This is a genomic window from Enterobacter sp. Tr-810 (assembly GCF_011752765.1).
GTDB classification, from domain to species: domain Bacteria; phylum Pseudomonadota; class Gammaproteobacteria; order Enterobacterales; family Enterobacteriaceae; genus Enterobacter; species Enterobacter soli.
Map to the genome: position 1 here is coordinate 165,447 of NZ_VWWW01000009.1, position 20,467 is coordinate 185,913.

Genomic DNA, 20,467 nt, shown 5'->3' on the forward strand with positions numbered 1-20,467 from the left:
TTCTACCCGGCACAAACAGATCGCTCCATCACTTCTTCATTTGCGCCAGAATAGTCCGGCACTGATTCGCATCCCCTTCTGACGGCGATATCAACGCCAGCAGTGCTGCCGCTGGCGTCACCAGCGTAGCCAGCGCCGCCGCAACCGCACCACGTGCAATTAGCGGCCCAGCTTTCACGCCCGCCTGCGGATCCTTGAACGAACCGCGCACGTACAGCGGTGAACGCAGGGTGATGATACGAATCCCCTTACTCTCAGGATCGATAGTCAAATCCAGCTGTTCAGAGGCCATACTGGCCGTCCCGGTGACATTGATGACCGCATTTTCCGTATCGAAGGCAAAAATCTGCGGGCGCGCCACCCCATTGACCAGATCCAGGTTAGCTGCTGCGCAGTTCACCCGAATTTCATCGTCGCCAAAAATCTGCCCGATAATGTAGTTCCCGACATTAAGCCCGAGGATCTCCATCAAATTCCGGCTCACCAGTCCGTCATTCATCAGGAGCTTCAGGTTACCATTACTGCTGCCCAGCAGCGCCGCCACCGAGTTACCGACACCGCGAATATCCGCATCGCCATTCATCTCGCCGAGGGTTTTCTGCATCAGCTCAACATTCGGCATCAGTTGCTTCAGCTTCAGCCGCCGGGCCTGAATATCCGCCCGCCCGTGCATCGGTTTTTTATCCCCTTCAAGGTGAATATTGGATGAGATAGTCCCGCCCGCCAGGCCAAATTTCAGCGGCTGTAAGCGCAGGTCGGCATTTTTAAGGATCAGATGCGTGGAAAGGTCGCTGATGGGCAACGTGCTGCCGTGCTCGATTTTGCGCCCTTTAAAACGCACATCCGCATCCATGACGTTCCACTTGTCAGTTTCAAAGCGTTCATAAGGCAGAACTTTACCTGCCGGCTGGGGATCCTTTTTGACCTCTTTGCTCTTCGTGCCTTTACCGGAATCGATACCGATCAGCGGCCCCAGATCGGCCAGGCGTAACTGGCGAGACTCCATATCCCCTTCCAGTTTCGGGCGTGGTTTTCCGGTGGTATACGTCAGCGAACCGCGGATATCGCTATCCCCAATCCGGCCGTTAAAATCGCGATAATTGAAGACTGACGCAGTTTGCAGATCGATTTTCGCCGTTAAATGTCCGTCGGTTTCAAAGGGGGGCGTATCAGGCAGCAGCACGCCGGTGAGGTCATACAGCGCGCCAAGTGAATCCCCGGCGAATTTCAGCCGCAGGTCAACACCACCCATTTTCATTGGGTCGTTAACCGTGCCCACGAATGCCACGCGGGTATTCCCCGAACGAAAATCGGCCTGTACCGGGAAGGGTGTCCCTTCGCTTCGCAGCGCCAGCATCCCGCCGATTTTGCCCGTGCCGCTCAGAGGCTGGCCGTTGTAGCGCCCTTTCGCCGTCAGGCCAAACACGTAATCGCCTGCTTTGCTGTTATCGCCTTTTTCTTTGCTGCCCGTCACCTCGCTAAACGGGAGCGGTTTCCCCAGCGGATCGACCATGATCTCCACATCCGCTTTAGTCACCTTGTCATCAATGAGGATCCGCCCACGATCGAACAGAATGTTATCCAGACGAAAAGACCAGGACGACGGCTGAGCATCAGGCGCGCTGTCACCACTGCTGGCGAGATTGAACGTCCAGTTATTATTTTTTTCAGATAAGCGGATCAGGCGCGCATCGGGCTGCTGGAGTTTGATCCACGGCAGGTAGACCGTTTTGGTCAGTAGCGCGAGAGGGGCCAGCGTGGCTTCAACACGAGGCAGGTGCACCATCGTGATATCGGGGATATCCGGCGGGTTGCCAAGAATGATGTCATCGGCGTGAACATGTGGCCAGGGCACCCAGCTTCGCCAGCCAGTTTCTTCTTTCTGCCGCTCCCAGACCACGCCCAGATCGCCGCGAATGGCAAACGGCCGGTTCAGTTCGGCAGAGACTTTCTGGTTGATGGTCGGTTTAAGGCGGTTCCAGTCAAACGTCACGAGAATGATGATTGCCACCGCAATCAACAACAAGAAAATCCCACATACCCAGGTGACAATCCTGGTTGTTTTCGTCATTGTTTCCCCCTTACCAGATGGCCTTACCTTTCATGAATATAGCTCATGACACAGGTAAGCGGGGGCCACTGCGTCCGGTAATAATGCGTAAGTGCGACGCACTATTATGGGAAACAGATTACTTTACAACGTAATAACGACGTTACTCAGGGTGTCCATCGGGACAGGACGAGAGAGGAAATAACCTTGCGCGGCTGCCGCAGGTGAGTTTTGCACATCACGCCACTCTTCCAGCGTTTCAACACCTTCAACAATGACACCCTGGCAGTAACGGTTCATCAGTTGCAGGAGCAACGTGAACAGATTCCGGCCTTCCGGCGTCTGGCGCAGCATGATAAACAGGTCGCGGGCCACTTTGATGTAGTCATAGCGCACTTCACTGAGCGCGGAGAAGTTCGCCATACCGGTGCCAAAGTCATCCAGCCACAGCGGGCCAAACTCACACATGGTGGCAAATGACGAATCCTGCGGCAGGCTAACGTGCTCCACCAGCTCGAAGCGCATCCACGGCAGCGTGGCGATCAGCTCCTGCAACTTTGCGTTCTGGCGCAATGCTATCAGGGTCGGGCCATCCACATTCACCGATGCAAGAATGTTGTGCTGAGTGAAAAACTCATGTTTCGTGGACAGCATTTTCAGCTGCTCTTCCAGCACATCGATACGCTGACGAACGGCCACTTCAGCAAAATAGCGATCCGGCGGGATACGCTGCGTAGGGTTCGACGGGTGCGTAACGACCGTTAAAACCTCAATAGCCATCAACCGGCCGTCAGTACGGTAGATTGGTTGATAAGTATAGGCGCGCTCACATTGCAGCCAGTAGCGATGCTCCTGCAAGTTCTCAATACTTGCCTCAGGCGTGGTGCTTAGCCGCTGGATAACCTGCTCTGACTTCATTTCAGATGTCCTGTTTTATGGGGAAGACCTTTCTGGACTCGTCAAAGGGTTATCGGCGGGACAATTGAGAACTTTATGTCCAGTTCGCGGGGAAAATGAAATTAAGATGACAGAAATTACCAGGAACACGCGCTGGCTCAAAAAAAATATTGGAACGTCGTTTTAATATAGTTGACCACATAATCCACACAGCGCACACTGCTTCTAATTTATCTGTTCAGGTTCACGACTATGTCTAAAAAAATTGCCGTGATTGGCGAATGCATGATTGAGCTGTCACAAAAAGGCGCGGAAGTTAGCCGCGGTTTTGGTGGCGATACATTGAACACATCGGTTTACATTGCCCGTCAGGTTGCTCCCGACGCACTCGCCGTGAACTACGTTACCGCATTGGGTACGGACAGCTTCAGCCAGCAGATGCTGGAGTCCTGGCAGAGCGAAAATGTACAAACTACCCTGATTCAGCAGATGGAAAACCGCCTGCCGGGTCTGTATTACATTGAAACCGACAGCACCGGCGAGCGCACGTTCTACTACTGGCGTAACGAAGCCGCGGCCAAGTTCTGGCTGGAAAGCGACGCCGCTGCCGCCATCTGTGAAGAGCTGGCTACCTTTGATTATCTCTATCTGAGCGGGATTAGCCTGGCGATTTTAAGCCCGTCCAGCCGCGATAAGCTGCTGTCATTGCTGCGCGAATGCCGCGCCAACGGCGGCAAAGTCATCTTCGATAACAACTACCGCCCTCGTCTGTGGGCCAGCCGCGAAGAGACGCAGCAGGTTTATCAGCAGATGCTGCAATGCACCGACATCGCGTTCTTAACGCTGGATGACGAAGATGCCCTGTGGGGCGAGAAACCGGTCGATGAGGTTATCGCCCGTACTCAGGCGGCTGGCGTGAGTGAAGTCGTGATTAAGCGCGGCGCAGATTCTTGCCTGGTGGCCATTGCGGGTGAAGCCGTTGTGGAAGTCCCGGCAGTGAAGTTAGCCAAAGAGAAAGTGATTGATACCACCGCTGCGGGTGATTCATTCAGTGCGGGTTATCTGGCGGTACGTCTGACGGGCGGTACGCCAGAAGCGGCGGCGCAGCGCGGACACCTGACCGCCAGTACGGTGATTCAGTATCGCGGGGCGATTATTCCGCGTGAGGCAATGCCTGCGTAAATCAGGTGGGGTTGATGCACTCGCCCAGTGGGTTGAGGGATTCCCACAAAAAATACGCGCACGGTCGGCTCCCTCTCCTTGTTGGGGAGAGGGTTGGGGTGAGGGGGAACATACGGCTGTGGTGGCTACTCCGTTCACTTTATGTTCCTTGCTACTCTGTCACCACATTATACGTGAACGTGCCAGGGTAGCTCACCGCCGCTACCCTGGCGACCCGGGCTCCCGGCTAAGAAAATCGCCGCTTCGCGGTACCCTCAGCTTTTTCCTTCCGGCTTTCGGGTCGGGCGCGATGCAGCGTCCATGCAAGTCGCGCCCTCTCGGCGCATCCATGCGCCTCGCCCCGGCCTACAGGAAACGCTTCGGCGATTTTCAGCCGGACCATGGAGCCGCTAGTAGTCTTTTATTTCAATGGCGTAATGTCATCGCTGAATAAAGACAAACATTACTGCCCCTGCGGAATGTCCGTTGCGTCTGGGTGCAAATCGTCTGCCGTCGTCTGCGCAGCCTGCGGTGCAGTGGCCATGATGGAATCCCAGGTCGACTGAAGTTCTTTCATGTCATATTCCGGCTCGCCCTTCGGCTGCAACAGAATCAACGCCATATCCTGCGACAGCTGCTGACGCAAATCCTGATTCAACATATCGACCGTCAGACCGCTCAGGAAGTCCTGACGCAGTTTCTGATACTGTTCTGGCGCAATATCAACAACCTGGTTTTGCAGCGAGCGAATACGCTGGCTAATCAGGATATCGGTATCAGCACGGGCATAGGTCGCGAACAGTTTTTGCAGTTCGAGTTTTTTCTGCGCCACCAGCGCATTAAATTCCTCTTCTGACAGCCCCTCTTTGCGTACTTTCGCCAGCTCTTTCGCCACCAGACCCAGATTCGCATTCAGCTTGTCAGTCGGTGATTCCACATTGATGGCGCACTGGGCGCGCTGGAACAGCACACGGCAGTCAAAGCCCAGACCAATGTCCTTCATGTTATTTTTGCTCAGCGTCTGCTGAACGTGCCAGAACAGCGCTTCACGAGCGAGATCCGCGCGCCAGTAGCGCAGCAGCGCAGCGGATTCACGAATAGGCTGCCAGGCGGTGTCCCACATCATAGAGAGCTTATCCTGACGCACCGTGTCCGTCATAATGCTGACCGGCTCTGCACGCAGCGGTGAAAGCGTAGGAACCGGGGCTGGCGTTTCACGCTTGCCTTTCAGATCGCCAAAGGCTTTGTTGATTTGTTCAACCACCGCACGGCTATCCACATTACCCACCACAATCAGGGTCATTGCATCCGGGGTGTACCATTTCTGGTAGAAGGATTTGACCTGTTCCGTATCGACAGGCTGTTTCAGCGGCTCTGCCGGGTCATGCCCCAGCAGCGTGGAGCCTTTCAGGCGATAACGCCACCAGCCCTCTTTCGTATCTGTAGGCCAGGTCGCGACCATGTCGCTGTTGCTCAGCGCATAATTCACGGTTTCTGGGGTGATGGACAGCTTACCTGTAGCATCAGACAGATAGGTCAGGGCTTCTTTCAGGAGATCGTTACGGTTGTTCGGCAGGCTCAGGTTAAACATGGTGTAGTCATAAGAGACAACGGCCGGAGGAAGTGGGCGTTTCGGATCAATGGCCTGTTGCCAGAGAGAACGCACCTGAACTGCCTGCAAACTGCCGCTCTGGGTGAGCGCCAGTCGGGGAATAAAGTGGCTTAAACCGGTCTGCTGGGTGCTTTCTGTCAGAGAGCCTGTATTCACAGACAGACGGATTTCAATACGGTCACTCGGGCGCTGAGGCGTGGCTAAAACTTGCCACTGAAAACCGTTCGCCAGAGTCCCTTGTTGCCAGGCCGGGTCTGGCTGGAGCGCATCTGCCTGCACATAACTGGCTGCTGCCATCATCAGCAAACCGCCGGTTAAGAGTCGAATTTTTGTGCCCTGCATGTGAACCCCTGATCAACATTCCTGGTTAAAAAGAGTGTCTCGTGACGTGGAGCACTCCAAAAGATGACGATGAAAACACTCCGATTAGACCGCGTGTTATGCAAAACGTCACGGACGGAAGTGAAATATACCTTAAAAAAATCTTGTCGAATTATGACAGGTATGAACAGTTATTATGCGCAGGAGCCCGCATCCCGACAAGGGATAGCGGGCATTTGTGACGATATTAGGAGGATATACCCTGAGTTTTGCTGTCAGGGTTGCGGTTATTCAGCGTGTCATCGAGCTTTTTGTGATCCAGCTCTTTCACCCATTTCGCCACCACAACCGTTGCCACACCGTTACCCACCAGGTTGGTTAACGCACGGGCTTCAGACATGAAGCGGTCGATACCGAGAATCAACGCCAGACCCGCCACCGGCAGATGTCCTACCGCAGAAATGGTCGCCGCCAGAACGATAAATCCACTGCCCGTTACGCCCGCAGCACCTTTCGAAGAGAGCAGTAACACCACCAACAGGGTTATCTGATGGAAAATGTCCATATGGCTGTTGGTCGCCTGTGCAATAAACACCGCGGCCATCGTCAGGTATATCGAGGTGCCATCGAGGTTAAAAGAGTAACCCGTCGGAATAACCAGCCCCACCACCGACTTACGGCAGCCCAGTTTCTCCATCTTATCGAGCATACGCGGCAGCGCAGACTCTGAAGATGACGTGCCCAGCACAATCAGCAGCTCTTCACGGATATAGCGGATGAACTTGAAGATGTTGAAGCCTGCCGCACGGGCAATCGACCCCAGAACCACCACCACGAACAGAATACAGGTGATGTAGAAGCAGACAATCAGCTGGCCCAGCTGCACCAGCGTGCCTACGCCGTATTTCCCGATGGTGAAGGCCATCGCCCCGAATGCGCCAATCGGAGCCAGACGCATGATCATGTTGATGATGCCGAAGATGACCTGCGAGAAGCTCTCAATAACGTTGAAGATCAGCTGACCTTTACTGCCAAGACGGTGCAGCGCAAAACCAAACAGCACCGCAAACAGCAGAACCTGCAAAATGTTGCCGCTGGCGAAGGCGCCGATGACGCTACCCGGAATAACATCCAGCAGGAAGGCCACAACGCCCTGGTCTTTTGCCTGCTCGGCATACACCGCGACGGCTTTGGCATCCAGCGTCGAGGGATCAACGTTCATCCCCGCGCCCGGCTGCACCACGTTAACGATAATCAGGCCAATGATCAGTGCGATAGTACTGACCACTTCGAAATACAATAGCGCGACCGCTCCGGTACGACCGACAGCCTTCATGCTTTCCATGCCAGCGATGCCGGTCACCACCGTACAGAAGATAATCGGGGCGATGATCATTTTGATGAGCTTAACGAACGCATCGCCAAGCGGTTTCATTTGCGCGCCTAATTCAGGATAGAAGTGACCAAGCAGAATACCGATTGCGATGGCTGTCAGGACCTGAAAGTAGAGGCTTTTGAAGAGTGAGGTTTTCATAGGGTGTCCTTGGAAAGAAAAACCACAGGCTTTGTAAGGTTTTGGTTAACCTGCGGCTTTAAAATAACACCCGTAAAACATGACAGAAATAAACTTACATCAACTTTGAAACACAAATGTTAAGAAATTTGAGCTGACTCGCGCAAGCCAGCAACAAACTTACTCTTTTGCATTATTGCCTTCATTCGTCAGATAGCGGTGCTCGAACACATCCGAAGGGACTGCGCGGGCAAACAGGAAGCCCTGTCCGCTCTCGACGCCAGCGGCTGCCAGCCAGTCGCGCTGCGCTTCAGTTTCAATGCCTTCAGCAATCACGTGCAGGTTGAGGCTACGTGCCATCTGGATAATGGCCTGCACCATGCTGTTGTCATCCGGCAGCCCATCCACGAAGGTTTTGTCGATTTTCAGCACATCCACCGGCAGGGTTTTCATGTGATGGAGCTGACGCAGCCCGGCATACCCCATGCCAAAATCGTCCAGCGCGATGCGGATCCCGGCATTACGCAGTGGTTTCAAAATGGTGACCGCTTCGTTAGGGTCGTCGATGCGACGGCTTTCCGTCACTTCCAGGATCAGCGTGTCAGGTTTTATCCGATAGCGGTGGATAAGCTCCAGCATCTCCGAAACCATGGTCGGATGCATCAGCTGTAGGGCAGACAAATTCACCGACAGCGGCAACGTGACACCCCGCTCCTGCCAGGCCGCAAGCTGGCGGCAGGCCTCTTCAAGCACCCAGTAACCCACGGTGACCATCAGGCCACAGGATTCAATACGCTCAATCAACCCTTCTGGTAGTTCCCACGAGCCATCAGGCTGCTGCACCCGCAGTAACGCTTCTGCGCTTTTGACTTCGCCCGTCAGCAAGTTCACCTGCGGCTGGAGCCAGATGGCAAACTGGCGGTTATCCAGCGCGGTCAGAATGTCGCTCTCTTCAGTCAGACGCTGCTGCGCCTTTTCCATCTGCTCCGGGTCGAAGAACTGGATCTGGTTTTTCCCTTTACGACGGGCAGTGAAGGCGGCAGAAAACGCGCGACGATACAATTGCTCTGCTGTCAGGTCGCCGTAGAACATGGCGATCCCAATACTTGCGCTGGGACGTAGCTGGATACCCTGAATAGGCAACCGCTCATTAATGACAGTGAGTACTTGCTGACCTAATGTAATCGCGTGCCACGGCTCTTTCACGCCATGGGCAATGATCACCAGGTCATATCCGCTGACCTGGGTCAGCACCATGCGCGGAGCCAGGACAGATTTCACCTTTTCCACCAGCGTCAGCAGCAGCACTTCGCGCTGGCTCTCTTTGAGAACACCCGCCGTGTCCTGCAAGGTTTCACAGGCGACAACCATCAGCGCAGTCGTCTGCTGACGCGCCACGGTCTGCTCCAGCATGGCCATCAAAAAGGCTTTGTTGGGAAGCTCTGAAACCGGAAAACGGGTCGCGCTGCTGTTCAAATCGTCCTGCTGGCGTGAAATACGCTGCTGGTTGAGGTTATAACTGCGCACCAGCATCCCGATTTCATCGTCATGGTGCAGATGCGGAACTTCCAGCTGATGTCCCACCTGTTCCTGCGGCGAGAGGTTATTCAGCTCGCGGGCGATGCGGCGCACAGGGTGCACAATCAACCGATTAATACACCAGGTCAGGGCCACGCTGAGGATCAGCGTTAAAAGTAAGTAAGTGGTTACTAACGTAATAACCCAACTCATCACAAATTTATACAGACGGTATGAGTCGGCCTGAAGCACCAGATAGGCTAACGGCTGTGGGTTCGCCGGGCGCTCAAGGGAATAGACAGGCAGGGATATTTGTACCGGCAGCTCAAACAACCGCATGATCATGACCGGAACCGGACGTTCAGGGATAAAGCTCATCCGCAGCGCCTGAAACTGGTTAGGCAGAACTACATCCGCGCGGCTGACAATCCCGGCGGGCTGGATGCGTTTTAAGATCGTTTCCGCCTCAGGAATATCCCCTTTCAGGATAGAGGCAGAAAGTGGCCCACGTACCGAGCGGGCAATACTTTCAAGTTGTGAAGCCGTGTTATAGCGATTCTGCTGTACGGAATGAAACAGCAAAATGACGCAGAAAATGAAAACAAACAGCATCGTAACGGCAGAAACCATCGCCATCTGTTTGATAGTTAAAGAACGGCTGACACGCAAAATGACTCTCCACAAAACTCAAAGCGCAAGGCGCACCAGGGCGTTAACCTGGTGCGCCTGAGTATACCCGATTGCTGCGTTTATTAGAGAGACTTACAATTCGATTAAGGTAAATCTGATTACCAGTCCGCGTACGGAATAAGCGGCTGCGGTGGCAGATCCATGTCTCCTTGCCAGCCCGCCGCAGAATAACGAACGTAGATCAGCGCATGGCTCGGGGTATAATCTTTCGCTTGCTGAATATCTACGCCGAGGCCAACAAACCAGTTGGACGTCACGCGGCGCTCAATAATAGCCCTTGCGGTATAACCGGTCCCCGACGAGCTGCTGCCAGTCTCAGGCTCATGTTTATCGGTATACATGTCGTTGCCATCAGCATCGACTTCATTATCAGGAATCAGACCCTGTAGCGGATAACGCATCCCGTCTTTGGTTTTGGAATGCGACCAGGAGACTGAGCCGCCCAGTTCCCAGGACCAGTTTTCAGTGCGTTTACGCCAGGTCACCGGCAAGGCAAAGGAGACATACTCCTGCGGGCTGTAGTAGCCACCCTGTCCCAGCGTATACCCACTCAGATCCTTGTCGTAATGCCACAGCATGTTGGACACGCCAACCGTCAGGCGCTCATTATTTTTGTTAATGAGCTTGTAGTAGTAACCGGTCATCCAGCGGACGCGCCAGTTATCTTCCACATTTTTCCCTGTCAGGGTATCGGCGCTCAGGCTTGACCAGACGCCGTTCGCTTCACCTTTGTCATAGCTCAGGCTCACGCCGCCACCGGTGGCACGCACGCCGCCCCATGTGGTGTCAGTGTTGGAATCATGCTGCCCGGCAAACGCCAGAAGCGAGCTGGAAATCGGGCGACGGTGAGCATTCACGGTATAACCAATCGGCCCCAGATCGTTGCTGTAGCTCAGGCCACCAACCACATCCACCACATCAAAGCCCATCGGCGTTGTACCGATGTCCATCGCCCAGGTTTTATTCTGCCAGCCCACGGCAACGCTCGCGCCGTTCGCAGACTGGTTGGTGTTGCCATGACAAGGCGTTGCAGCACAGGTGCCCCATTTCGGATCGTACTTCCCGTCTTTGGTGGCAAATGTCCCGGCATCCATATTGACCAGATCGCTGCGGAAGAACATACGGCCATCTGCCAGCGGTGCGTCCGCCTGCAACATGGTGGTGTGAGCTTTCAGGTCGGAATACCCGCCCGTGCCGCTCGAGCCCCAGTAGTCGTGTTGCAGCGTGACGTTAACGTCCTGCTGACGGTATAAATCGCCAGCGTCGCTACGTACACCGCGCTTCAGCCAGTCGTCGTTCTCATCGTTACGCGTCAGGCGGGTAAAGGTGTCGTTATCCGTCGGACGCGTGGTGGTGATGCCAGAAGACACCATCGCATCTTTATAGGTGTCCAGCGCCTGCTGAGGCTGGCCGTTTTGCGCCTGAAAACGCGAGGCGTCACGCAATACCAGCGCATTTTCCATCGACGCAGGCTGCGATTTCGCCTGAGGGATCAGCTTGTTAAAAGTTTGTTCCGCCGCGGCGTTATCACCAAGCCCGGCCTGCGCCATCGCAACGCGCCGCTGCATGTTCAGCGACTGCGGTTGTCCGGTTTTTGCATCAGGGAGTTTTGCCAGTTCGGCACGCGCGGCGTCTTTATTCCCTTCCGCGATATAAACTTCCGTCAACCCAAGGATGGCGTCTTCGTTTTGCGGTTCGCGCTGCAACACGGTGTTATACGCAGCTTTCGCCCCTGTGCGGTCGCCACGCTGCTGCGCCCAGTCTGCCAGAGTTAAATCGATACGCGTTGAAGACGGTTGCTGGCGGAGCAGGTTTTCAGCCTCTTGCTCTTTACCGCTGTCACGCAGGCGGTTTGCTGTTTCCAGTACCTGATTGCTTTGCAGACGGTCAGCCAGCTCCTGGATATTGCCATTCCACTGGCTGCGCGGCAGGGTGTTCAGGTGCGCCAGAGCGGCTCTGTCCTGGTCGTTACCGGAAAGGTAAAGCCCGCTGGCGTATACCTGATCGGGATCGGTCGGTTTTTGGCTCGCCAGCTGGCGCATCAACGTGTCGGCCTGGCTGCGCTGACCCGCGCTGTAGAGATCGCGGGAAAGACGATAGGTTATCCATACATCGCCCGGCGAAAGCACCAGACGACGACGCTGAATTTCCGCCGCCTGGGCATATTTACCCTCGTTTTCCAGCTGTTCGGCCTGTTGGGATAACTGTTCGTTCGTCAGGCTACGTTCAATATCATCAATGCTGCGGCGCTGGCTGGCGGAAAGGGACTGGATAAACTGCGAGGCTTTTTCCGGTGACTGAGCCCGATAGATATTGGCCAGCCCGCGCACGGCGTTGCTGTTGCCGCTGTCCATCCGCAGCGCCTGGCGATAGTAACGCTCTGCCGCGTCATTATCTTTGCGCGCTGCCGCCGCATCCCCTAAGCCGAGCACCGCATAGCTGTCGGTGTTATCGATATTTCGCGCCTGCTGGTAATAGCGTTCCGCCTGCGCGGTGTTGTTCGCTTTAAGTGCGGTATCACCCTGCTGGATCAGCAGCCAGTAGCGGTTAACTTTCAACAGGCTATCCCATTTGCCCCGGTTATCACTCTGCGGATCAAGGGCAATGGCTTTTTCAAACTGCGCCACCGCACGGGCACGATCGCCTTTTTGCGAATACGCCTGGCCCAGCGCGCCCACGGCTTCGCTGTCGGCATGGTTAGCGCTCACCGCTTTTTGCAGTTCCGTGACCGCTTTACCGCCCTGCCCGGCATCCACCGCCGCTAATCCTTCGGCTTTAGCACGGAACGCCGGGTCGGCGAGCTGTTTTTGCTGTGCTTCAAGCTGTGAACGCGCCGCTGTTACGCTATCGCCACTGCTGAAGACCGTCAGATATTTTTGCAGCGCGCTCACGCTGGCGCTGCTGGCAGGCTGGTCTTTAATCTGCTGATACCACATGTCAGACGCCTGATCGCGGCCATTATTGGTTTTGGCCATATCCTGCAATACCGCGAACCCTTCATCACGGCGTCCATTCTGGAACATCAGCTGCGCCAGCGTGGCCTGCAACTGCACATTGCCAGGATTGTTGGCGTTGATTTTCTTCAACTGATTAATCGCGCTGGTACGTCGGGCAGGATCTTTGGCGACGACATTCCAGTACTCCGTTGCTAAATCGCCAGTCGGTGGATTTCCGGCAAAGAGTTTGTCGTAAGCCACAATCGCTTCCTGAGTGTGGCCAGTTGTGGCTAACAAACGCGCCTGCTGCAAAGCCTGACGGCCATCAGGCGTTGAAAGCAGCATGGTATTCCGGGAAGACTGATACGCAGACGAACCCGGGGCAATCCCCTTCAGGCGATCCAGCTCTTTTTGCGCACCGGCGGTATCGCCCTGGCGCAGCAAATAACGGAAACGTGCCGCAATGACATCCGGGTTGTTGGGATCGATAAGCTCAAGACGATAGAGCGACTGGCGAACCAAATCCTCACGCTGCGTTGATTCGCCCAGACGAACCTGCTCCAGCAGCTGTTTCTGCTGAGGGGAGTTGGCAGCCTGCGCCATCGGCATCAGTGCCAGGCCAAGCGATAAACTGAGTAGATTTAATGTGAACTTGCGCATTCCTGGCCCCAATCCGGTATTAATTCACCTTTTTCGGTGAAGCGAAAACGATGCTGATCCCATCCTTGTCCAAAGAGAGTCAGTACGTAGCTGTAATAAGCGTTGTTATCTGGAAAGTGATCAGCGACTCGCTGACGCTGAACGGCTTGCGCGTCACGGGATGGTAAAAAGGGCAGCAGAGAAGCCGAAAATCCTACCGGGCCGTGACCCGTTCGTTTCCCGCTCGCCACATCCACTTTCTCCGGCGGTAAACCCTGTTTCGTTGTCACCGCGGCCATCGGCTGGAAACGCGCCAGCAGTCTGGCTTTTTGGGGGTCTTTGTCGTTCATCATCCCCACCCAGAGATAAACCCGAATGGCGTCATAGCTGCCGACCAGGGCTTTATCCTGCTTCAGCTGCCAGCCTTTGTTTTTCTGGTATTGCACCCAGTCCGGGGAAAAACCTTTCGGTGCCGTCTCCAGCAACAGGCGCTGATTAGTCTCGCGAAGCGTTTTCCAGGGCACGCCAAAGCGGGTGAAATAGCTCGCAAGCTGAGGAGGAAGGTAGCTGGGGTTGAAGCGCCAGGCATTCTCTTCTGCAAAGCCGATTTTGCCCGGCAGCAGCATCGAGCCAAGGCCCGGTACTTTCACCACTTCCTCGCGGGCAATACGTTTGAGCAGCGCCTTCCCCGCGCGGGTGTAGTCCGGTTCTTTCCATAACCGACCGGCTTCAAGCAGTGACCAGGCAATCCAGATGTCGGCATCCGACGCGGAGTTGGAATCGATAACCGCCCAGGTGTTTTTGTCTTTCTGACCCCACAGCCAGGCGGGCAGACGATCGGCTAAATCCCCTCCGGCGAGGTTATCGCGCGTCCACGTCAGCAACTGGTCAAACGCTTTGCGGTCATTCGCCGCGAGGGCAAAGAACAAGGCGTAGCTTTGCCCTTCTGAGGTGGTAATTTTGCGCGTGTCACTGGGGTCAATGACACGCCCGCTCTCGCTAATGTAATCCTTTTTAAACTGCTCCCAGGCAGGCCAGGTGCAGGCGGCGCGAAGATCCGTCGCCGCCAGCATCAACGCTGCTAACGCACACCAGCGAAAGGCTTTCATCACTTCTTACTCATGATCCGGGTTAAGGCGACGACGGCTGATGATACGCAGCAGACGCCACAGCACCCACGCCAGCAGTACGACACTCACTGCCGCCAGGATTGCGAGCAGAACCGGGTGGTTAGACAGCGCATACCACAGGCGTTCGAACCACGGCAGATGGCCGACGTAGTACACATCACCCACGCGCAGGCTATCGACCCCAGACTCACGGATCACGGCAACAGAGCCAAACATAGCGGCACGTTTACCGCTGTCATTCATCGCGTTGTTGAGCAGCTCATAGCCGCGCGGGCTATCGGCCAGCAGTGCGACGACACTACGCTGATCGTTAAACGGAGACTGGAAGCCGACGATGGCCGCCATTGGGCCAGCAGACGATACTTCGGTCTGAACGCTGGCCTGACGATCGTTGGAATCCGGCATAATACTTGGGAACTCGGTCTGACGCAGTGGTGTGTTCACCCAGGACTGGGTGGCCTTCACCAGCAAATCAATACGCTTATCATCCTTCAGCTTATCCGGGATGGAGCCAATCACCATGATGTCGGCGTCTTTGTTCTGGATCTGGCTGCCGTCATCCGTCAGCGTCACATTAATCGCCGGTAAGCCTGTCTGTGCGCCCACCGTAGCCATGGTATCCAGCAGGGTTGTCACCTGACCTTCGGTTGGCGCTTTTGGCATCACAACGATGGACTCAGAGAGATCCGCCATACGGCTGAACGGGAAGCTGGCATTTGCAAATGCGCGCAGATCCGGCATCGCCAGGAAGTGATAATAGCGGGAGAAGTCGATAGTCGACTCATCACCAATGACCACATGGTTCTGCACCGGCTGGAAGGTGATACAGTTATCCACCGAACCACCCGGCATTGGGTTCATGTACTGGAAGTTAAAGCGCAGCTGGTTGACCGCACCCAGTTTCAGCGCAGGGATAGAGACATCCGTTTTACCATCCAGCAACCCTTGCAGCACCGGCAGACGAAGCATCAGTTGGTTGGTGTCCTGAGTACTGGTCAGGCTAAAGGATTGCAGGAACTGGTTGTTCAGGCTGATATCCATGCGCGAGCTGTCTTTGGTTGCCGGCGCGGTGTAACGGTATTTCAGGTTGATATCAATCCCGTTGGTTCGCATCAGATACAGATCAGGCGGCAGGTTCAGTGAAAGGCTGATTGGCGATGGTTCAAGCCCGGTCGACTGAAGCTGTTCTTCATAGGTTTTCAGCTCACCAAAGGTAATTGCGCGGTCGGTACGCACCCAGTTCGGCGCATCGTAAGGTTTACGCGCCAGCAGAGGTTTCACGTTGTCGACAGTCACGCTGTTGCCACGGAACAAGACGTTACCCTGGGCAATGCCTTTCGCTGCCTGGAGCAGGTCTTTGTCATCACGCCCGAACACCACCAGCAGCTTCACATAAGGGTTATCCGGGTGACTCATGATTTCAACCGTCGGGGCTTTCACGTCCGGGTGGTCACGCAGGAACGACGGACGTTTGTCATTGGTTGCAAACACTATGGCATTGCGGTCCGGCAGCTTATCGTACATCACCGGGAAGCTCTGGCCGCGCCAGGCCGAACGTGAACCAAACCATGAAGCGACAATCGTCGCAGCCAGCTGCTGATTCACATCCGGAGAAGCCGCAAAGACCACCGGCAGCGTGAGCTGGCGATTATCGCGCGGATCAAAGAATGGTACCGGGAAAGCCGAGAGATCGTTTTTCAGCGCCAGCGACTGATAGGTCATTTGCAGCGATGTGTTACGCCCGACATCCATCCACAGCGTGCTGCTGGCCGGGTTTTCGCACACATCGCGATAGTGCCCGACAAACTCCAGACGCACGCGGTTGAAATCGGTGATAAACAGCGGGTTGATAGGCACCTGTGCCAGCGTCTTTTTGCCGAGCTGTTCTTTGGTGACCGGCAGCACGTCCATCAACTCGTCGTTGAGATAGACCTTAAGCTGGGACTGAACCGGCAGCAGAGAGGGTGACGGCGTGTATTCCAGGTTCAGCATCGCCTTCGACACCACTTCATCGCTGCGCATTCCAAACTCAACGCCGCCGTTCGGGTTAATGCCACGCAGAACCATGCTGCCCGGAGGTGGGGCAATCTGGGCAAAGGTCAGCTTCACGTCCCTGGACGGAGCATTATCCGCCACGACAGGCGAGTTTGCACCACGCACGCCAGGCAAGACGCTGCCGATAGGTTGAGCCACTCCGTCAGCCGGTTGATCGGGCTCAGCGGTATCGGTCGCGGTGACGGTCGGATCGGTTTCCTGCACCACAGGCGCAGCCGTCGTTTCAGGGGCTGCATTCGCCATCATAGGGGGAAGTGCACTCATCCCCATTGCCACTGCACATAACCAGGAAAGTTTTGTTTTCATCGCGTTATCATCATTGTTGAGCCATAACCGGGTCCGATTGCTTCGCCTCTTCCCGCTCAGGTCGGCGTGGAATAAACGACACGACCCAGGAAACCAGCGAGGTAAGTGACCGGAAAATTAATTTCACAGACGACGGGGCAAATTCTGCAAGGTGACGATAGCCACGGAACCCCAGCTTAAGAATATCCAGCAGGCTTTCCAGAGGTTTATCTTCCGGGAAGCTGTCCTGCCAGAGAGCCCACGTATCCGCGCGGGCAAACGTACACTGCACAAAATCGATATGTTGCTTTTTGGTCAGCGGCATCAGCTGCAAACCCACTTCATTGCCTAACACACGTACAACCTGCGTCGGGAAGACATACTCCTGCTGGCCGCGTTTAAGCAGTAAGTTGACCTTCTGCCCTTCCAGCACCTTCGCCTGGCCGTTTATCTTGATACCCAGACCACCGTCAGAGAAGTCATGCACGGTACAGGAGAAGAGATGGCCATCTTCACGGGCGATTGCCGCAGGCATACTGATTTCAACACGATGCGCGCGACGCACCTGTTTACTCTCTACCGAAACCGCCACCGCGCCGCCAAGAATAATCAGGTTGTAGAACACCCACGCCATACTCACGAACACGGTCAGAATTTCGTTTTCCGGGCCGTAGAAGTAGCGCCAGATACCGGCGATAACGCCCACGATATTCAGCAGCACCAGGAAGATATACGGACGGGAGATCACCCAGTCGACATACTCTTCTTCCACCAGGCCGCCCTTCGCGGTGACGTTAAATTTGCCTTTGTGCGGATTAATCAGCGCCACCATCGTTGGTGGGGCGATATACCAGGCGAGCACCGTTTCGTAGATTTCACTCCAGAATGAATGGCGATATTTGCCCTGAATCTTCGAGTTCGTCAGGCTCGCGTGGATCATGTGCGGCAGAACAAACAGCGCAATCATCAGCGCTGGCGCGTAGATGATGTAAGCGTGAAGCAGCAGGAACGCCAGCGGCGCAGTCAGGAAGATAAGCCGTGGAATACCGGATAAGAAGTGGAACATGGCGTTGACGTAGCACAGACGCTGCGCCAGTTTTAACCCTTTGCCCACCAGCGGGTTATCAAGACGGAAGATCTGCACCATGCCGCGCGCCCAGCGAATTCGCTGGCCGATGTGGGCGGAAAGCGACTCGGTTGCCAGTCCCGCGGCCTGCGGAATACGCATATAGGCAGAGGTATAGCCACGACGGTGTAAACGCAGTGAGGTATGGGCATCTTCGGTGACCGTTTCTACGGCAATGCCGCCAATCTCATCCAGCGGTTTACGGCGGATAACCGCACAGGAGCCGCAGAAGAAGGTGGCATCCCACATATCGTTGCCATCCTGCACCAGCCCATAGAACAGCGTGCCTTCGTTCGGGGTTTTACGAAAACGCCCGAGGTTACGTTCAAACGGGTCCGGCGAGAAGAAGTGGTGCGGCGTCTGCATCATCGCCAGCTGCTTCTCTTTCAGGAACCAGCCCATCGTCATTTGCAGGAACGAGCGGGTCGGTACGTGGTCGCAGTCAAAGATGGAGACGAACTCCCCTTTGGCATATTTCAGTGCGTTGTTGATGTTCCCGGCTTTCGCATGTTCGTGGGTGGTACGGGCGATATACTCCACGCCCACTTCATCGGCGAACTGGCGGAACTCCGCGCGGCCACCGTCATCCAGGATCCAGATTTTGAGTTTATCTTTTGGCCAGTCGATACCTAACGCTGCATAAATGGTGTTTTTCACCACCGTCAGGTCTTCGTTGTAGGTTGGTACAAACAGGTCAACAGACGGCCATTGCGTGGTGTCTTTTGGCAGCGGAACAGGCTGGCGATTGAGCGGCCAGATAACCTGGAAGTAACCCAGAACCAGCACAATCCATGCATAGGTTTCCGCAAACAGCAGAATCAAACCGCACACCAGGCTGACCGGATCATCCCAGTTAAGCGTTGAGGTATAACGCCACCAGATATAACGACACGAGACGGTCAGCGACAGCACAATCAGCATCAGGGCCGAGAAGCGCCCCGGAATACGCCGGACCAGCAGCGCCACGCCCCACAGCAGGATCAGGAAGGTAAACTGTGCCAGCGGGTTAAAGGGCTGCGTGATACAGACCACCGCCAGAATGAGCGAGAAGACGACAATCACACCGAGGATAAAACGCCGCAGGCCCGGATGCAGATGCCCGAGCTCTTTGTGGTTATCCAGATGGCTGGTTTTATCACTCACGCTATCGGGCAGTCTGTCCAGCCACTGATGGTAGCGTTCACGTAAATTCGCCACCCGGTCGAAGCTGCGCCAGCGCGGGGCTTTATGTTCCTGCCGGGGCATGGTGGCCACCAGCCAGACGGCCTGAATAAGATAACGGGCCGGATCCAGCGGCCGCGGGCGGTCGGAATTAATGTGCGGATAAAGCTCGCTGTGGCGCGCACGAATACGCTGCCAGCGCGGGTGTTCGAGCGGTATAAACATCCATGCCAGGATCATCCAGAAACAGCCAAGCGCAGCGCTTAACACCGATGCGCCGTGTCGACGGTAATGCCGGTAACGTTCGCTTAAGCGCGCGCTGACCGGTGGGATGAGCAACCAGGTGGACACACGGCTCATACAGCACTCCTGGCCGACTCTGGACGACGAGTGAAGTGCAACAGACACCAGTTCGCCAGCGTAAGGATCTCTTCTGCCGCCAGTGAATCGCCACGGTATTCACCAAGTGGCTGCTTGGAGGCGAGACATTCCGCCATCCCTTCGTCACGATGAATCACCATAGGCAACAGGCGGCGCTGAGTTTGCAGCCAAATCTGGTACAGATCGTCCTGAATCTGGCTGCTGATGCGTAAATCGTTAATCAGAATATGGGCGTCTGCGGGCAACGCTTGCTGATGCAGGCGGATATGGCAGTTTGCGTCCACGTTCACAATCGACAGAATGTGATCGCAGTAGCTGATGAGCTGGCGTGTCAGCGGCGTATAACCGTGCGGCAGATCCAGCAAAATCCACTGGTAATGACTCTGTTCCTTCAGGCGCTCCAGCGCGTAGGTGAATTGCTCCAGGGTTTGCTGGTTTGAGTAGTCGTTCTCACGTTCTTTTGCAGTCAGATGCCCAAAGGGGAGCAGATCGAGCTGAGAGGTGTAGCGCAGACCTGCATCCTGCCAGTCTTTACCGTCAAGCAGCGCGCGCGCCCAGCCATTGTGGTGGTCAAAATCAACGTTGAAAGACATGCGCAGCAAATTATCCGGGCAGGCATCAATAACCAGCACCGATTCACCTAATAACTGTAATGACCACGCCAGCGCCGCGGTAATGGATGTTGTACCCACTCCACCACGGACGCCCTGTAATCCTAGTATGGCCATCAATGGCTCCCTTATTGTTGTTGGGCAAATTCAGCCAATAAAGGCCAGCGTTTAATAGCCGCCGCCAACTGTTCCCGCTGGGAAATATCGGTGTAATCAATTTCAGGCAATGAAAACGCCTGAGTCAGAGCCAGAAAATCGTTTTGGAATGTGTACCCCAGACTCGAGTCGACGGGTGTTCCGGGTTCATTATTATGCATTTTTATCTCATCCCATTGAGTAAAATCTCACGAACAGATGTAGCGAGGCATCCTGCCACGAATT

Annotated in this window: 12 protein-coding genes; 1 reads left to right on the forward strand and 11 read right to left on the reverse strand. The window is 55.2% G+C overall.

Features of this window, described 5'->3' with window-relative positions; all coding sequences use genetic code 11:
* Positions 1–28: 28 nt before the first annotated feature.
* Entirely contained in the window at positions 29–2,071 is a 2,043-nt protein-coding gene (locus tag F3J30_RS21035) for an AsmA family protein (RefSeq protein WP_166718463.1), read from the reverse strand.
* 123 nt (positions 2,072–2,194) lie between these two features.
* Positions 2,195–2,968: a cyclic-guanylate-specific phosphodiesterase gene (pdeH, locus tag F3J30_RS21040; RefSeq protein WP_014072215.1), complete on the reverse strand. Its 774-nt coding sequence runs from the start codon at positions 2,966–2,968 to the stop codon at positions 2,195–2,197.
* Between the two features lie 231 nt (positions 2,969–3,199).
* Here pdeH and F3J30_RS21045 point away from each other — a divergent pair, with 231 nt between their 5' ends.
* Positions 3,200–4,129, forward strand: a complete 930-nt coding sequence (locus tag F3J30_RS21045; RefSeq protein WP_166718464.1) for a sugar kinase — start codon at positions 3,200–3,202, stop codon at positions 4,127–4,129.
* 442 nt (positions 4,130–4,571) lie between these two features.
* On the opposite strand, the gene F3J30_RS21050 is transcribed toward F3J30_RS21045, so the two are convergent.
* From F3J30_RS21050 to bcsR, 9 genes are all read right to left on the reverse strand, one after another.
* On the reverse strand, positions 4,572–6,062 hold the full coding sequence (locus tag F3J30_RS21050) for a pitrilysin family protein (RefSeq protein WP_166718465.1): 1,491 nt from the start codon (positions 6,060–6,062) through the stop codon (positions 4,572–4,574).
* Positions 6,063–6,288: 226 nt separating this feature from the next.
* The gene (locus tag F3J30_RS21055) at positions 6,289–7,575 is read right to left on the reverse strand and encodes a dicarboxylate/amino acid:cation symporter (RefSeq protein ID WP_014072218.1); all 1,287 of its coding nucleotides are present in this window, start codon (positions 7,573–7,575) and stop codon (positions 6,289–6,291) included.
* A gap of 159 nt (positions 7,576–7,734) precedes the next feature.
* Positions 7,735–9,741: a biofilm formation regulator HmsP gene (hmsP, locus tag F3J30_RS21060; protein ID WP_166718466.1), complete on the reverse strand. Its 2,007-nt coding sequence runs from the start codon at positions 9,739–9,741 to the stop codon at positions 7,735–7,737.
* 119 nt (positions 9,742–9,860) lie between these two features.
* Complete coding sequence (gene bcsC / locus F3J30_RS21065; protein WP_166718467.1) at positions 9,861–13,358, reverse strand: cellulose synthase complex outer membrane protein BcsC; 3,498 nt, start codon at positions 13,356–13,358, stop codon at positions 9,861–9,863.
* Positions 13,340–14,446: a cellulose synthase complex periplasmic endoglucanase BcsZ gene (gene bcsZ / locus F3J30_RS21070; protein ID WP_166718485.1), complete on the reverse strand. Its 1,107-nt coding sequence runs from the start codon at positions 14,444–14,446 to the stop codon at positions 13,340–13,342. Before bcsZ ends, bcsC begins: the two co-directional genes overlap by 19 nt.
* Before the next feature lie 6 nt (positions 14,447–14,452).
* The gene (bcsB, locus tag F3J30_RS21075) at positions 14,453–16,828 is read right to left on the reverse strand and encodes a cellulose biosynthesis cyclic di-GMP-binding regulatory protein BcsB (RefSeq protein WP_166718468.1); all 2,376 of its coding nucleotides are present in this window, start codon (positions 16,826–16,828) and stop codon (positions 14,453–14,455) included.
* A 10-nt stretch (positions 16,829–16,838) separates the two neighbouring features.
* Positions 16,839–19,454, reverse strand: coding sequence for a UDP-forming cellulose synthase catalytic subunit (gene bcsA / locus F3J30_RS21080; protein ID WP_166718469.1), 2,616 nt, complete (start codon positions 19,452–19,454; stop codon positions 16,839–16,841).
* Positions 19,451–20,203 carry a cellulose biosynthesis protein BcsQ gene (gene bcsQ, locus F3J30_RS21085; protein WP_166718470.1) on the reverse strand — a complete coding sequence of 251 codons (753 nt, stop codon included), beginning with the start codon at positions 20,201–20,203 and terminating at the stop codon, positions 19,451–19,453. Before bcsQ ends, bcsA begins: the two co-directional genes overlap by 4 nt.
* Before the next feature lie 11 nt (positions 20,204–20,214).
* A complete protein-coding gene (gene bcsR / locus F3J30_RS21090) occupies positions 20,215–20,403 on the reverse strand; it encodes a cellulose biosynthesis protein BcsR (protein WP_014072225.1) in 189 nt (62 codons plus the stop codon).
* Positions 20,404–20,467 lie beyond the last annotated feature (64 nt).

Bases quoted from the DNA above. Each gene is read 5' to 3' on its own strand.
- F3J30_RS21035 (WP_166718463.1), bottom strand. From the start codon at position 2,071: ATGACGAAAACAACCAGGATTGTCACCTGGGTATGTGGGATTTTCTTG.
- pdeH (WP_014072215.1), bottom strand. From the start codon at position 2,968: ATGAAGTCAGAGCAGGTTATCCAGCGGCTAAGCACCACGCCTGAGGCA.
- F3J30_RS21045 (WP_166718464.1), top strand. From the start codon at position 3,200: ATGTCTAAAAAAATTGCCGTGATTGGCGAATGCATGATTGAGCTGTCA.
- F3J30_RS21050 (WP_166718465.1), bottom strand. From the start codon at position 6,062: ATGCAGGGCACAAAAATTCGACTCTTAACCGGCGGTTTGCTGATGATG.
- F3J30_RS21055 (WP_014072218.1), bottom strand. From the start codon at position 7,575: ATGAAAACCTCACTCTTCAAAAGCCTCTACTTTCAGGTCCTGACAGCC.
- bcsC (WP_166718467.1), bottom strand. From the start codon at position 13,358: ATGCGCAAGTTCACATTAAATCTACTCAGTTTATCGCTTGGCCTGGCA.
- bcsZ (WP_166718485.1), bottom strand. From the start codon at position 14,446: ATGAAAGCCTTTCGCTGGTGTGCGTTAGCAGCGTTGATGCTGGCGGCG.
- bcsB (WP_166718468.1), bottom strand. From the start codon at position 16,828: ATGAAAACAAAACTTTCCTGGTTATGTGCAGTGGCAATGGGGATGAGT.
- bcsA (WP_166718469.1), bottom strand. From the start codon at position 19,454: ATGAGCCGTGTGTCCACCTGGTTGCTCATCCCACCGGTCAGCGCGCGC.
- bcsQ (WP_166718470.1), bottom strand. From the start codon at position 20,203: ATGGCCATACTAGGATTACAGGGCGTCCGTGGTGGAGTGGGTACAACA.
- bcsR (WP_014072225.1), bottom strand. From the start codon at position 20,403: ATGCATAATAATGAACCCGGAACACCCGTCGACTCGAGTCTGGGGTAC.